Genomic DNA, 14,963 nt, shown 5'->3' with positions numbered 1-14,963 from the left:
TTCTAATCTTTTTTCTGAAAAAATTTTTCAGTTTTGATCTCTTTTCTTGTCAGCATTTCAGTGAACGTCTCTCGTTGTTGCGGGTGCAAAAGTACCACCTTTATTTACATTTACAAGCCTTTTTTTTATATAATTTCAATCTTTTTTTCAACTAACTGGTTTGATGGTTTTTACAGGGCAAAGTTTTTTTCATGTTTTTATCCTTATCAGCTTTTCGGGCTGTTCTGCCCTGCTTTGTCCGGCTCTGCCGCGAAGTCACTAAGACGCAGAGTCTGGTTTTTCAGTGTATTTTTTAATCTCGCAGAGCCGCAAAGGCGCTAAGTTTCTTGTTTTTTCTTTGTCTTTTCTTCTAAAAATGTCTTTTCCTTCGCAAATTTTCTTTGAAAACCGATGCCCTAGCCCCGATAGTAGTGGAAATCCTTTTTGTGGCGGGGTTCGCCGCAAAAAGATTGGAACGGATAGCGGGAAACAGCTCCTTATTAAACTTACCAAATTCTAAATCTTAAAAAAATTCAACTTCGTTCATCTGGACATATCTATATATTATAGTGTTCGTGGATTTAATTATAATGTTATACATATATATGTATAAAAAATAAACCCGACAGATTTTAAAAACTTGTCGGGTTGTACCTATATATAATAGTATACTATTTTTTATTGAGCTCTTTTGCTTTTGCTTCCCAATGCGTCATAAGTTTGTTGTAATTTACCGGGGCAGCGGGAGGCTGATTTATTAAACGTCCAGATTCGAATGCACGAACTAGAATCGTTTCAATTAAATAATCTTCGTTTACTTCATAAGGTTTGTATTCGGTTTTTAAGCTTATATCAAATAAGTTTGCTGTTGTATTAGATACAAAGGCTTTAAAACCACTCTTTAAAGTTTTTATCAACTCATAGGTTGTTTTTCCGGTTTGACGATGTACCAGCTTTACCAGAATCTGCCCTTGCTTTCTGGAGAGTTTTTTAAGTCTTTCTTCAAATTCATTATTAAGGTAGTCTTCAACGATTTTGAAATACTTCTTTTTTTCCCGATTAGATTTTAATCTTGCCATTCCGGTATTTAATGCCGTCAATCTATCGGCAGCTAATTTTGCATACGGATAGACTTTATAAACTCTGTTCTGCAAAATCTGAAACTGTTTCAGTTCTTCTGCACTCATCTTGTCTCCTTTCGAAATAATAATTTCGGGTAATTGAATCGTATCATTCAGAATTGAATCTTGTTCGGTTAAAATATAACCCATTTCCTGATTTTCTTTTGGAGTGACTTGGGCTTCACTTGTGTATGAAATCAATAATAAAAATAAAATAGAACCGGTAAATCTCATGGAGTCTTAATTTAAATGTAAAATTATATATTTATATACAACTCTAATACCAAATTTATAAATTAGCACAAAAATATTTTTATGAGTACAAAATCTATCTTAACTGATACTTCTATTTCTTTTCTGGAAGGCTATCTAAATAACGCTTCGCCTACTGGTTATGAAAGTGAAGGACAAAAACTTTGGATGAATTATTTAAAACCCTATGTAGATACTTTTATTACGGATACATACGGTACTGCTGTTGGAGTTATTAATCCAGACGCTCCTTTTAAGGTTGTTATTGAAGGTCACGCCGATGAAATTTCGTGGTATGTAAATTATATTACTGACGACGGTTTATTATATGTAATTAGAAATGGTGGATCAGATCACCAGATTGCTCCTTCAAAGAGAGTAAATATTCATACTAAAAAAGGAATTGTAAAGGGTGTTTTTGGATGGCCGGCAATTCATACTCGTTTGCGTGATAAAGAAGAGATCCCAAAACTGAGTAATATTTTTATTGATCTGGGCTGCGAAACTAAAGAACAGGTTGAAGCGATGGGTGTTCATGTAGGTTGTGTGATTACGTACCCTGATGAGTTTATGATCTTGAACGAAAACAAATTTGTATGTCGCGCGATTGATAACAGAATGGGCGGATTCATGATTGCTGAAGTTGCTCGTTTATTACACGAAAACAAGAAAACACTTCCTTTTGGTTTGTATATTGTAAATTCGGTCCAGGAAGAAATTGGTCTTCGCGGTGCAGAAATGATTGCGCATACTATTAAACCTAACGTTGCTATTGTAACCGATGTCTGCCACGATACCACTACTCCAATGATTGATAAAAAGGTTGAAGGTGATTTAAAAATGGGGAAAGGGCCTGTTATTGCTTATTCTCCAGCTATACAAAATAAACTTCGCGATTTAATTGTAGATACTGCCGAAGAAAATAAAATTCCATTTCAGCGTCATGCAACGTCGAGAGCAACGGGAACTGATACTGATGCTTTCGCTTACAGCAATGGCGGTGTAGCATCGGCATTAATTTCATTGCCTTTGCGTTATATGCATACTACAGTAGAAATGGTTCATAGAGATGATGTTGAAAATGTGATTCAGCTGATTTATGAGTCTTTATTAAAGATCGAAAACAATCAGAGTTTTTCTTATTTCAAATAATATTTTTAAAAACATAAATTCGGCTGTTTAATAAACAGCCGAATTTGCAAACAAATACCAAATGAAAATTTTACTGCTCGAAGATGATTTTACTTTATCAAAAGAAATCTCCGCATTCTTTACGACTAAAGAATTCGAGTGTATACCTTATTATGATGGCTCTTTATTATTGAAGAAATATTTTCCGTACGAATATGATTTAATTATTTTGGATATAAATGTTCCCGGAACAAATGGTATTGATGTTTGCAAAAGCATTAGAGAGGTTGACAAAAAAACTCCTATTATAATGCTGACTGCTTTTAGCGAAATCGAAGACAAACTGGCTTCTTTTGATAATGGTGCCGATGATTATTTGGTTAAGCCTTTTCATTTTGATGAATTGTACGCCCGAATTTTATCTTTATTGCGACGAAAAGAAATTCCACAGCAGACAGAAAAGAAAATTATCATTGAAGATTTAGAAATTCTGGAAGAAGAAATGAAAGTTTTTCGCTCCGGTGAAGAAATTAAACTTACTCCAAAAGAGTTTAAACTGATTTTAATTTTAGCTCATGCCAAAGGAAAAGTTTTATCCAAGCAATTTATTGCGGAAAAACTTTGGGATTATCATATAGAAACAAACCAAAATACGATTGAAGTTTATATAAATTTCTTGAGAAAAAAAATCGATAAAGATCACGAAATAAAACTTATCCGAACTAAAATTGGATACGGATATTATTTAAACAGCGAAGAATGACTTTAAAAAACAGAATATCACTTTTAGTAAGTTTACTGTTTACAATCCTTTTTGGGTTGGCTTCTACGGTGATTTTTGTTTTGTATTCCAATTTTAGAAAAGAAGAATTTCGGGATCGTTTAGAAATTAAAGCACTTTCGAACATTAAACTTTTAGTTAATGTAAAAGAAGTCGACGATCAGCTTTTGAAAATGATTGATCAAAATTCGATCAATAAATTGTATGACGAAAAGACTTTGGTTTTTGATTCTCATTTTAAACTTATTTACAGCAGTATTGATGATGCTAAAATAAACTGGTCTGTTGAGGATTTAAAATACCTTAAAAAACATAAAACTTTCTTTAAGCAACAAGGAGATTATGAAGTTTATGGCGTTTTTTATGATACAAAGGATAAAGATTTTTATGCTTTAATTTCGGCTACGGATGATTATGGAAAGAGAAAACTGCTTTTTTTAAGATATACTCTTATTATATCTTACATCTTATTTACTTGTATCTGCTGGGTTTTAACTTCGTTTATGGTTAAAAAAGCCATGAATCCGCTGGGTTTATTTCATCAGAAAATAAAAAACATCAACGAGAACAATCTCGACACTCGTATTGCTTCAAAAAGCAACAAGGATGAAATTGATCTGATTGCCAATGAATTTAATTTCATGATGGATCGTATCGAGATTTCATATCAAAAACAAAAAGAATTTACAGCGCACGCTTCGCACGAACTTAGAACTCCTCTCTCGAGAATTACAGCACAAATAGAAAATACCATTGCTGATCCTGCAACATCTGAAAAAGGAAAAACTTTCTTAACTACTATTTTATCTGACGTTAATCATTTAACAGAATTGATTAGTTCCTTATTGATATTGTCTAAAATCGACAACAATAAAAATAATGAGGATAATGAAGTTCATCGAATGGATGAAATTCTATTTTCGGCTATCGAAAATTTAAAGAAAAGTTTTCCTGAATTTGTCATTTTATTTGAAATTGAAGAAAGCGAAAATTTAGATACAGCATTAGAAGTTAAAGGAAACAAAAGTCTCTTGGAAATCGCTTTAATTAATGTTTTAAAAAATGCCTGTATTTATTCAGATAACAAACAGGCTCTGGTAAAAATAAGCACTCAGGAAGAACAGCTTGTTATTTCTGTTTTCAATACAGGGATAACTTTAAGCGAAAGCGAACAAAAGAATCTTTTTCAGCCTTTTATGAGAGGCAAAAATTCTAAAGGCACATCTGGTTTTGGGCTTGGTTTACGCATTGTTAATCGCATTTTGACCCTACACAAAAGCTTTATAACTTACTCTATTCCAGAACAAAACACAAATTTGTTCCAACTATTCTTTCATTAAATATTTTATTTTAAGCTAATTTTAAGGTAGATTTTAAGCACTCTTAAAGTCTGGTGATAGCATATTTGTACAAAATAAAATAGATACAATGAGAAAACGATATGCAATATTACTACTTGTTCTGCTTAATCAGGTAGTTATGGCTCAAAAAACAGTCACACTTCAGGATTGTGAGAGCCAGTTTCTTAAAAACAATCTTTTTTTGCTCGCCTCTCATTATAATATTGATGCTGCAAAAGCCATGACCATTCAAGCCAGAATATGGGATAACCCAACAATTACTGCCGAATTAAATGCTTATAATCCTGAAAGAGATAAGTTTTTTGACATTGGTAAACAAGGACAAAAAGTTTTTGGTATTGAGCAGTTAATCTATTTAGGCGGAAAAAAACGCAATGAGGTTAATTTAGCCAAGACTAACGAACAATTGGCAGAACTGCAGTTTAATGATTTATTAAGAACATTAAAACTTCAATTACGCCAGAGTTTTTATACCGTTTATTACAATACAAAAAGTCTTGAAATTACTGATAAACAACTTGTTCATATTGAAGATTTAATCAACTCCTACTCTATTCAGGCGCAAAAAGGAAATATTCCTTTACGAGATGTTGTGCGTTTACAATCTCTGTATCTAAATTTCAAGAACGAACGTATGGAAGTTGTCAATAGCAGTATAGAAGAGCAGGCGAATCTAAAATTATTAACAAACTCAACTGAAACAATCATTCCTGATGTTTCTAAAGACGATTTTAATAAATACTTGAAAATTATTCCTTTTGATTTAAAATCTTTTGAAGAGGAAGCGATTGCTAATCGTCCGGATTATTTAGCTAAACAAAAAGAAATTGAAGCTAATGAACTGAATGTAAAATGGCAAAAATCGCTTTCGGTTCCTGACATTACTGTAGGCGCAAATTACGATCAGCGAAGCGGAGCTTTTAATAGAGAGGCAAACGTTTCTGTTGGGATTCCGCTGCCACTTTGGAACAAAAACAAAGGAAACATTAAAAATGCTCAGGCAGTTTTGGCTCAATCAAAAGTCGAAAAGCAAAATTTCAATCTTCAATTAGAAACCGAAATTACGTCGGCTTGGAATAAATGGGACGAATCACGTAAAAACTATGCGGTTATTAAACCCACTGTAAATTCAGATTTTGAAGCTGTTTATAATGGAATCCTGACCAATTTTCAAAAACGAAATATCAGTTTATTAGAATTTACAGATTTTATGGAAAGTTATAATCAGGCTAATATTCAGGTAAATGAATTGAAGAAAAAATTAGCTTTATCTGGGGAAGAATTGAATACAACCATCAACAAGGATTTATTTTAAAACTAAATAATAATGAAACATACACTAATTATAGGAATTGCAATAGTAAGTTTATCGCTTACCGGCTGTAAAAAGGAAGTAGAAAATCCTCAAACCAATACTTCTTTCGCTTTAAGCGACAGTATGCTAAAAACTACAACTACTGCTGTCGCAGAAAATCAAACTGTAAAAAACGAACTGAGTTTTTACGGAAAAATTACGGCCGACAATAATAAATTAATTGATGTTTATCCGCTTGTAGGCGGAAACGTTGTTAAGGTAAATGTTGAACTTGGAGATTATGTAAAAAAAGGTCAAGTTTTAGCCACTATTAAAAGTACTGATGTTGCTGATTTCGAAAAGCAGTCTATCGATGCCAAAAGTGATTTATTAGTTGCAAAAAATAACCTAAAAGTAGCCCAGGAATTATTTGACGGAAAATTAAATTCTGAAAGTGATGTGCTTCAGGCAAAATCTGAAGTGAACAAAGCGCAGTCACAATTGAGTAAAATTCAGGAAACGTATAAAATCTACAACATTAAAGCAGGTTCTATTTATGAAGTAACAGCGCCAATCAGTGGATTCATTATTCAAAAAAGTATCAATCAGGATATGCTTTTACGTTCTGATCGTTCTGAAAATATTTTTGACATTGCTGAAATCAGCGAAGTTTGGGCAATGGCTAATATTAATGAAATTGACATTAATAAAATTAAACTTGGAATTGATGCCAGCGTAACTACTTTAAGTTATCCTGATAAAGTTTTTAAAGGAAAAGTAGACAAAATCTTCAACGTAATTGATCCTGAAACCAAAGCAATGCAAGCGCGTATTAAACTTCAGAATCCGGGATTTCTATTAAAACCAGATATGAATGCTAATATCAAATTATCATACAACGAAAATGAAACAATGATTGCCATACCGAGCAACGCCATTGTTTTTGATAAAAGTAAAAATTTCGTCATGATCTTTAAAGATCGTCATAATATTGAAACCAGACAAGTTGAAGTTTACCGAGTTGTTGGCGACACGACTTATATTTCTAGCGGTTTAAAGGAAAATGAAAAAGTCATTACCAATAATCAATTATTTATTTATCGCGCTTTAAACGATTAAGACATGAACAAATTCATACGAAATATAATTGCTTTTTCACTTAAGAATAAAGCATTTACCTTCTTTTGGGTAGGAATATTGGCCGTTGCCGGATTTATTTCCTTCAAAAATATGCCAATTGATGCTTTTCCCGATGTAACGAATACTCAAATTATTATCATTACACAATGGAATGGTAAAAGTGCCGAAGAAGTAGAACGTTTTGTGACTACACCTATCGAGATTTCGATGAACTCGGTACAGAAAAAAACAAGCGTTAGGAGTATTACGATGTTTGGTTTATCTGTAATCAAAATTATTTTTGATGATGGTGTTGACGATACTTTTGCTCGTTTTCAGGTAAATAATTTACTTAAAAATGTTACACTTCCAGATGATGTTGAACCAGATGTTCAACCGCCTTACGGACCAACTGGAGAAATTTTTAGATATATTGTAAAAAGCGACAGCCGTGACAGCCGTGAATTGTTGACTTACCAAAACTGGGTTATCGACAAACAATTACGTGCCGTTCCCGGAGTTGCAGATTTGAACGTTTTTGGAGGTCAGACCAAAACTTATGAAGTTGGAGTTGATCCGGTAAAATTGGCCAAATACAATATTACACCGCTTCAGGTTTATAATGCTGTAGATGCCGGAAATATAAATGTTGGAGGGGATATTATCGAAAAAAACGGACAGGCATTTGTAGTTCGTGGTGTTGGTCTCTTAAAATCGAGAAAAGATATTGAAAATATTATTGTAGATCAGGCCGGCGGAAATCCTATTTTGGTTAAAAATCTAGCTTCAGTTTATGAAAGTTCGATGCCAAGAGTGGGACAAACTGGAATTGGAAATAACGATGACGCTGTTGAAGGAATTGTTGTAATGCGTAAAGGCGAAAATGCTCAGGAAACTCTGGCTTTAATAAAAGAGAAGATTAAAGATTTAAATGAAAATATCCTTCCAAAAGATATTAAAATCGAAACCTTTTATGATCGTGATAATCTTATGAATTTCACTACCGAGACGGTAATGCACAATTTATTTGAAGGAATTATTCTGGTTACCTGTGTTGTATTCCTATTTATGGCCGACTGGAGAACAACTTTTACCGTTTCGATCGTTATTCCGCTTTCTTTACTGTTTGCCTTTTTATGTTTAAAGATGATGGGAATGAGTGCCAACTTACTGAGTTTAGGTGCAGTCGATTTCGGTATTATCATTGATGGCGCGGTTGTAATGGTCGAAGGATTATTTGTAGTATTGGATCACCGCGCACATCAATTAGGCATGACAGCTTATAACAAAATTGCAAAAGGAAGCATTATTAAGAAAACAGGAACAGAAATGGGTAAGGCTATTTTCTTTTCTAAATTAATTATCATTACCGCTTTACTTCCCATATTTTCTTTCCAGAAAGTAGAAGGAAAAATGTTTTCTCCCCTAGCCTATACGTTAGGTTTTGCCTTAATGGGAGCATTACTTTTCACTCTTACTCTGGTTCCGGTTTTATCTCATATTTTATTGAATAAAAACGTAAAAGAAAAAAACAATCCTTTTGTAAACTTTTGGGACAGAATTGTAGGTAAAGGTTTTGCCTGGACATTTAAACACAAAGTAAAATCTTTGGTTATTTCTATAGGGGTGATCACTGCAACTTTTTTCTCAGCATCTTTTTTAGGAACAGAATTTTTACCTCAGTTAAATGAAGGAGCTTTATGGGTTACGGCAGAATTACCAATGAGTACTTCGCTGCCAGAAAGTGTAAAAACTGCAGCAATGATCAGAAAAGATCTTGAAAGTTTTCCTGAAGTAAAAAATGTGCTTTCGCAGACAGGCCGAAGCAATGACGGAACAGATCCTAACGGATTTGGATTTATCCAGCTTCAGGTTGATTTAAAACCAAAAGCAGATTGGAAAAGAAAAATCAGCATGGATGAATTGATTAATCAAATGGATCAAAAATTAAAAGTTCATCAGGGCATTACTTATAATTATTCGCAGCCCGTAATTGATAACGTGGCAGAATCTGTTGCTGGATTTAAAGCTTCAAACGCGGTTAAAATTTACGGTGACGATTTGGATAAATTAGACGAATTATCCAATCAGGTTTTGGAAAAAATTAAAAACATTCCAGGCATTAAAGATGTTGGAATTCTTAGAAATGTTGGTCAGCCGGAAATTAGCGTAATTCTTGACCGAGAAAAAATGGCTGCTTACGGTGTAACTTTAAGTGATGCACAGGCGGTTTTAGAATTAGCATTTGGAGGAAAGACAGCAACTCAAAAATATGAAGATGAAAAGAAATTTGATGTGAGAGTTCGTTTTTCTAAAGAATATCGTAAAGACGAAGAAGATTTGGCTGAATTAAAAGTTCCAACAATTAGTGGTGCAAAAATTCCGTTAAAAGAAATTTGCGATATTAAAACGATAACTGGTCCTGCATTTATATACAGAGACAATACAAAACGTTTTATTGGAGTAAAATTTTCTGTTCGTGACCGAGATCTGGGAAGTACCATTGCCGAAGCACAATCTAAAGTTGCTGAAGTAAAAATGCCGCCTGGATATACAACTGGATGGACAGGAGAATTTGAAAATCAGGTTCGTGCGAGTGCGCGTCTGGCTCAGGTTGTGCCCATTAGTTTAATTGGAATATTTGTATTGTTATTTATATTATTTGGAAATTTCAAAGATTCACTATTGGTTTTAACCAATGTTCCGTTTGCTGTAATTGGAGGAATTATTGCTTTACACTTAACAGGAATGAATTTCGGAATTTCTGCCGGAGTTGGTTTTATTGCCTTACTGGGTATTTGTATTCAGAATGGTGTAATTCTAATATCGGAATTTCATCATAATCTCAAGGCAAAATTCTCATTAGAAGAATCTATTTTTATGGGAGTAAAAGCCAGAACGCGAGCGGTAGTAATGACTGCGCTTATGGCTTCAATAGGTTTAATGCCGGCTGCAATTTCTACCGGAATTGGATCTGAGTCTCAAAAACCTCTTGCTATTGTAATTATTGGAGGTTTGATAACGGCAACAATCCTAACCTTATTGGTTTTCCCAATATTGTTCTGGATATTTAATCGCAAAAAACACGCACCGATAGAATAAACGGTTTTTACGATAAAATTAATTTGGTTAGATTAATTTGGTTTAGAAAGAAAAAGCATCATTATTTTTAATGGTGCTTTTTTGATTTAGTATATTCTCTAAAATTAAACCATAAAAAAACGGCCATCCGCTCAAAGAAGGCCGTTATACTAACTCAAACTTTTTAAACTTTTAAAGTTTATTTTGCATCTTTCAAAATAGCAATTGCTTCTGCTGCATTAGATAATTGCGCATATTTTAATGCTGTATATCCTTTTTCATTTTTTTCGTAAGTACGTGCACCGCTTGCTATTAATAATTTAATGATTTCGACTCTGTTATAACGAGCAGCAATCATTAAAGGTGTCATATCGTCTTCAGATTTTTGATTCACATCTGCACCATATTCGATAAATTTTTTAACGATTTCGATGTCACCTTTTCCAACCGCTACAGTTAAAGGCGTTTTGTGAAAAGCTGCAAACTCAACTTTTTTTGTTACGGCTTCATTTCCATTTGATGCAATTGAAACATTTGCAAATGCCAATAAGGCTGCTCCTAAATAAATTACTGATTTTTTCATGATGATTGTTGTTAATTGATTGATAATTATTTGATTAATAATAAACTGTTCTAAATTCTCTACAAATGTAAATCAAAAAGCAGTATATTGCATAACAAAGTACCTTGTTTTAACTAATTCTTAACTTTTAATTAATGAATTCGAAATATTGCAATTCTTAAATTTTGATTCTTTATAAAAGACGCAGCAAAAGTAGAAATGTTACAGTAAATCTTAAAATTTTCATTTTTTTTTACAATTGAAATTCAAAAAAATTAGCAAGAAAACTACATTGTTTTAACTATACAACAATAACATGTATAAAAAAGGCAGATTTTTTTCATTAAAATCAAAAAATTAAGCTTGTTTTTATAGATTAGTCATTAAAATTAAAATTGTAAGTAAAAAACATTTATGAAAGAAAAAACTGATTATACATCGAGATAGTTTTATTGTATAATCATTTTAACATGTATTTTTAATGAAGCAAAGCTCTTTTAAGCTTAAATTTCCTTTTATAAATGTCATTTAGATCATTTTCAAACAAAGTATAAGAATCGTTATAGAATTTAATGAAGTCAGTAACACTAGTCTGACCTGGAAAAGGGGCATAATAATGAGTTGGACTTGTTGTATCGTTACGCCAAACTAAAACATAACATAATTCTACCTTTTCCTTTTTTAAGGATTTTAACAAAACTTCTGTCCACCATTCCGGATTTGGAATAGACTCTAAACCCGTCTCTGTAAAAGCGGCCAGTTTTTTCTTTTTAATGGCAATATCTGAAATGATTTTAAGCCTTTTCACGCCAGATTCTATGTCATATTTCCCATCACGTCCAAAATCACCATAATCGTCCATACCAAATAAATCGACAAAATCATCACCAGGATAGCGCTCTAAATATTCTGATTCCGAATTAAATCGGTTATCTGGTGAAAAAGCATAAATAAAATTGTGTACTTTTAAAGTATCCCGTAAGTATGAAATTGTAAACTGCCATACTTCTATGAAATCTTCACGAGAAGTATATTTTTTCCCCCACCAAAACCAATCGCCGTCAAATTCATGAAAAGGCCTGAAAATCATTGGAGAAAGTGTTCCGTCATTCGCTTTAACAGAATTTGCAAAATCAGCAATAGTTTTTAAAATTTTCTTGTATTCCTCATGATGAGAACCTCCGGGTTTTATAAGAGCGATAGATGCCTTAGAAACTCCATCTTTCCAATAAAAACCACCATCAGAAGCCGGATTGTTAAAATGCCATGAAACAGTTGTGACTCCGCCGCGTTCATAAGTATCAATTACATTTTGTTTCAGGATTTCTTTTGCTTTTTGAGCTTGTTCATCAGAACGGCCTGAAAAATCACTAAAATCAATTCCATTAACTGCAGGATGTGAGCCTGTAACCAATTTTACATCAGATCTATTGGGTTCATTACTCCATCCATGCCCGTATTCCAGCGCATGCTGATGACCAAACAGAATATGTTTTTTTGAAATTATTTTTAAATTCTTGTAGAGGTTTTTAGTTTCTTTTGTTGCATTTTTATCAATCTGCGCAAAAAGAAAATGCCCTGCTATCATACATAAGGATAACAGGGCATTTTTGTTTTTAAAAATTTTCATGGTTTAAATAGTTAGTTTAAACCCGAAAATTACTATTTAGAAGCAAGGTATTGTAATACGTTTTTTTCAATACGTTGATCAATATTGTCAATATCAGCTTTTACAAATTTTTCTCCTAAGATGTTTTCATATAACTCGATATATCTTTCAGAAACAGATTCGATGTATTCATCTGACATATCTGGAATTTGCTGTCCTTCCTGGCCTTGAAAACCATTTTTGATTAACCAGCGGCGAACAAACTCTTTAGAAAGCTGTTTTTGCTCTTCTCCTTTTTCCTGTCTTTCAGCATATCCATCGGCATAAAAGTAACGAGACGAATCTGGTGTATGAATTTCATCAATTAAAACAATAACGCCGTCTTTCGTTTTTCCGAATTCATATTTAGTATCAACTAAAATTAATCCGCGAGAAGCCGCAATTTCGGTTCCTCTTTGAAATAAGGCACGAGTATATTTTTCTAAAACTAAATAATCTTCTTCAGAAACGATTCCTTTTTCCAGAATATCTTCACGAGAAATATCTTCATCATGAGAACCATTATCTGCTTTTGTAGTTGGTGTAATAATTGGTTCCGGAAATTTGTCATTTTCTTTTAAACCTTCGGCCATTGCTACACCGCAGATTTGTTTTCTTCCTGCAGCATATTCGCGTGCAGCGTGTCCTGAAAGATAACCGCGAATAACCATTTCTACTTTAAAAGGCTCACATAAATGCCCAACAGCAACGTTTGGATCTGGAGTTGCAATTAACCAATTCGGAACAATATCCTGAGTTAATTCCATAAATTTTGTTGCAATCTGATTCAAAATTTGTCCTTTATACGGAATTCCTTTCGGTAAAACCACATCAAAAGCCGAAAGTCTGTCAGTTGCTACCATTACTAAAAGATCGTCGTTGATGTTATAAACTTCTCTAACTTTTCCGCGGTAAACTGATTTCTGATTCGGGAAATTAAAATTTGTGGTTGTAATTGTATTGCTCATTATCTTAGTTGTGTTGTTTTTTATGAATGCAAATTTAAAATTATTTCAGAGAGTTACATCATCTAAGAAAAAGATAAATAAGAAATGTTATTAATTGGGTTTGGTTTGCCACGAATTACACGAATTTCCACGAATTTTTTAGCTGCTAAATCAGCTTAATTACTTTAACAAATGATTCGTGGAAATTCGTGAAATTTGTGAAAAAAAAAACTCTAAACCAGTTCTTTGTCTAATATTTTTGAAGCGATATATCTTGCTACGCCATCTTCTGCATTTGTTTTAATAACTTCTAAATCAGGCAAAGTTTCTTTTAAAACAGCTGGAGCATTCCCCATAATTAAACCTTTTCCAGATGCTGATAACATTTGGACATCATTAAAACCATCTCCAAACGAAACGGCTTGTTCTAATGTATAACCTTCTTTTTCTAAAACTTGTTCAATAGCAACCGCTTTATCAATAGATTTATCCATAAACTCCAAACACGTTGGCAAACTAAAAGCGTGGTGTAAATGTTCTGAAGAATTTGCTAAAACCGCATCTTTTAATTTTACTAATTTTTCATGATCATCGCATGAAAAGAAAATTTTGATCGCTCCAAAATCTTCCAGTGTTTTATAGTCTACTAATTCCGGACGATATTTTAATTCGGCTTGAAAAGAATTCAATCTTTCGTTCCATTTATTGGTCTGCCAAACATTTTCTTTAAATAAAACCACAGTAATTGCAGGATCTATTTCTACATTTAAAGCTGCCTTTACGACATCACTATTTAAATTAAAAGCAAAAAGTTCTTCTTTGTTTGGCGAATGAATTCTCGCTCCGTTTGAGCTCACTAAATATACCGGAACTTCAAGTGTTTCAATAATAGCCATAGCATCAAGATGATGACGGCCTGTTGCTACAACTAAAAGATAATTCTGATTGTGAAGTTCCTGGAAAATTGATTTTGTGTAATCTGAAATTCGGTGTTGAGGGTTGAGTAAAGTTCCATCTAAATCACTTACTACAACTTTTATATTTTTAAGCTTTGTCATATTAATATCAAATATTTATGATAAGCAAATTTACAGCTTTAAGCCCAGTTGAGCAAAGATTACAAGTCCGTAAAGACATTATTGAGATAAGTTTATTATTTATTTAACTATTTGGTTAAACATTGCGATTTAGACAATTTATATTTTTATTATTCCTGATTTGTATAGATTTACTGCTTTCTGGATTACGAATTCAATTTGTTCCAAAGGAAGATCTTTATCTACATCAAACATCATGATTTTCATCCTCGAACGTTTTTCCTGAATCAAAAAAGATTCTTCAAAATATTTTCCTTCCACAACTCCAATGTAAGGTTGTTTCAGTTTTTTGTGAATCCATAAATAGCAGAACATTTTTCCTTTATAACAGAAAAATGGCATTCCGTATTTTAAAACATGTGTAATGTCTTTGTCTTGTTTTAAGATAATATCTTTTAATGCCAGAAATGTTCCTTTTATGGGTTCTTCTTGGTTTAGGTAGAAATCATCTAGTTGTTTCATTTTTTAATATAAAAAAATATTCGTTTTACTCAGTTCTAAATAACATGAATAAAACGAATATTTTATAGCTTTATTTATTTTGCCACAGATTAAAAGATTAAAATGATTTTTATAATCTGTGAGAATCA

Annotated in this window: 12 protein-coding genes; 6 read left to right on the top strand and 6 right to left on the bottom strand. The window is 32.7% G+C overall.

The window, feature by feature from the left end; all coding sequences use genetic code 11:
* Positions 1-650: 650 nt before the first annotated feature.
* Entirely contained in the window at positions 651-1,334 is a 684-nt protein-coding gene (locus tag L1276_RS24425; RefSeq protein WP_253792436.1) for a DUF4294 domain-containing protein, read from the bottom strand.
* An 81-nt stretch (positions 1,335-1,415) separates the two neighbouring features.
* On the opposite strand from L1276_RS24425, the gene L1276_RS24420 reads away from it, so the two are divergent.
* The 6 genes from L1276_RS24420 to L1276_RS24395 all read left to right on the top strand — a co-directional run bounded on the left by L1276_RS24420 (position 1,416) and on the right by L1276_RS24395 (position 10,140).
* Positions 1,416-2,504, top strand: a complete 1,089-nt coding sequence (locus tag L1276_RS24420) for a M42 family metallopeptidase (RefSeq protein WP_253792434.1) — start codon at positions 1,416-1,418, stop codon at positions 2,502-2,504.
* A gap of 61 nt (positions 2,505-2,565) precedes the next feature.
* Positions 2,566-3,246 carry a response regulator transcription factor gene (locus L1276_RS24415; RefSeq protein ID WP_253792432.1) on the top strand — a complete coding sequence of 227 codons (681 nt, stop codon included), beginning with the start codon at positions 2,566-2,568 and terminating at the stop codon, positions 3,244-3,246.
* Positions 3,243-4,604: a HAMP domain-containing sensor histidine kinase gene (locus L1276_RS24410; protein WP_253792431.1), complete on the top strand. Its 1,362-nt coding sequence runs from the start codon at positions 3,243-3,245 to the stop codon at positions 4,602-4,604. The genes L1276_RS24415 and L1276_RS24410 overlap by 4 nt, the downstream gene beginning before the upstream one ends.
* Before the next feature lie 88 nt (positions 4,605-4,692).
* The gene (locus L1276_RS24405; RefSeq protein WP_253792429.1) at positions 4,693-5,940 is read left to right on the top strand and encodes a TolC family protein; all 1,248 of its coding nucleotides are present in this window, start codon (positions 4,693-4,695) and stop codon (positions 5,938-5,940) included.
* A 12-nt stretch (positions 5,941-5,952) separates the two neighbouring features.
* Positions 5,953-7,038, top strand: a complete 1,086-nt coding sequence (locus tag L1276_RS24400) for an efflux RND transporter periplasmic adaptor subunit (RefSeq protein ID WP_253792427.1) — start codon at positions 5,953-5,955, stop codon at positions 7,036-7,038.
* Positions 7,039-7,041: 3 nt separating this feature from the next.
* Positions 7,042-10,140, top strand: a complete 3,099-nt coding sequence (locus L1276_RS24395) for an efflux RND transporter permease subunit (protein WP_253792426.1) — start codon at positions 7,042-7,044, stop codon at positions 10,138-10,140.
* 178 nt (positions 10,141-10,318) lie between these two features.
* On the opposite strand, the gene L1276_RS24390 is transcribed toward L1276_RS24395, so the two are convergent.
* The 5 genes from L1276_RS24390 to L1276_RS24370 all read right to left on the bottom strand — a co-directional run bounded on the left by L1276_RS24390 (position 10,319) and on the right by L1276_RS24370 (position 14,835).
* On the bottom strand, positions 10,319-10,702 hold the full coding sequence (locus tag L1276_RS24390) for an ankyrin repeat domain-containing protein (RefSeq protein ID WP_253792425.1): 384 nt from the start codon (positions 10,700-10,702) through the stop codon (positions 10,319-10,321).
* 457 nt (positions 10,703-11,159) lie between these two features.
* Positions 11,160-12,311, bottom strand: coding sequence for a glycoside hydrolase family 26 protein (locus L1276_RS24385; protein WP_253792424.1), 1,152 nt, complete (start codon positions 12,309-12,311; stop codon positions 11,160-11,162).
* A gap of 32 nt (positions 12,312-12,343) precedes the next feature.
* A complete protein-coding gene (locus tag L1276_RS24380; RefSeq protein WP_253792423.1) occupies positions 12,344-13,297 on the bottom strand; it encodes a phosphoribosylaminoimidazolesuccinocarboxamide synthase in 954 nt (317 codons plus the stop codon).
* A gap of 212 nt (positions 13,298-13,509) precedes the next feature.
* Positions 13,510-14,334 carry a Cof-type HAD-IIB family hydrolase gene (locus L1276_RS24375; protein WP_253792422.1) on the bottom strand — a complete coding sequence of 275 codons (825 nt, stop codon included), beginning with the start codon at positions 14,332-14,334 and terminating at the stop codon, positions 13,510-13,512.
* A 138-nt stretch (positions 14,335-14,472) separates the two neighbouring features.
* A complete protein-coding gene (locus L1276_RS24370) occupies positions 14,473-14,835 on the bottom strand; it encodes a DUF1801 domain-containing protein (protein ID WP_253792421.1) in 363 nt (120 codons plus the stop codon).
* Positions 14,836-14,963: the final 128 nt, after the last annotated feature.

It is taken from the genome of Flavobacterium sp. HSC-32F16 (genome assembly GCF_024171645.1).
In the GTDB taxonomy this organism is placed as follows: domain Bacteria; phylum Bacteroidota; class Bacteroidia; order Flavobacteriales; family Flavobacteriaceae; genus Flavobacterium.
The sequence above is the reverse complement of the archived record's forward strand: the minus strand, read 5'-3'. Positions and strand labels throughout refer to the sequence as shown.

Bases quoted from the DNA above. Each gene is read 5' to 3' on its own strand.
- L1276_RS24425 (WP_253792436.1), bottom strand. From the start codon at position 1,334: ATGAGATTTACCGGTTCTATTTTATTTTTATTATTGATTTCATACACA.
- L1276_RS24420 (WP_253792434.1), top strand. From the start codon at position 1,416: ATGAGTACAAAATCTATCTTAACTGATACTTCTATTTCTTTTCTGGAA.
- L1276_RS24415 (WP_253792432.1), top strand. From the start codon at position 2,566: ATGAAAATTTTACTGCTCGAAGATGATTTTACTTTATCAAAAGAAATC.
- L1276_RS24410 (WP_253792431.1), top strand. From the start codon at position 3,243: ATGACTTTAAAAAACAGAATATCACTTTTAGTAAGTTTACTGTTTACA.
- L1276_RS24405 (WP_253792429.1), top strand. From the start codon at position 4,693: ATGAGAAAACGATATGCAATATTACTACTTGTTCTGCTTAATCAGGTA.
- L1276_RS24400 (WP_253792427.1), top strand. From the start codon at position 5,953: ATGAAACATACACTAATTATAGGAATTGCAATAGTAAGTTTATCGCTT.
- L1276_RS24395 (WP_253792426.1), top strand. From the start codon at position 7,042: ATGAACAAATTCATACGAAATATAATTGCTTTTTCACTTAAGAATAAA.
- L1276_RS24390 (WP_253792425.1), bottom strand. From the start codon at position 10,702: ATGAAAAAATCAGTAATTTATTTAGGAGCAGCCTTATTGGCATTTGCA.
- L1276_RS24385 (WP_253792424.1), bottom strand. From the start codon at position 12,311: ATGAAAATTTTTAAAAACAAAAATGCCCTGTTATCCTTATGTATGATA.
- L1276_RS24380 (WP_253792423.1), bottom strand. From the start codon at position 13,297: ATGAGCAATACAATTACAACCACAAATTTTAATTTCCCGAATCAGAAA.
- L1276_RS24375 (WP_253792422.1), bottom strand. From the start codon at position 14,334: ATGACAAAGCTTAAAAATATAAAAGTTGTAGTAAGTGATTTAGATGGA.
- L1276_RS24370 (WP_253792421.1), bottom strand. From the start codon at position 14,835: ATGAAACAACTAGATGATTTCTACCTAAACCAAGAAGAACCCATAAAA.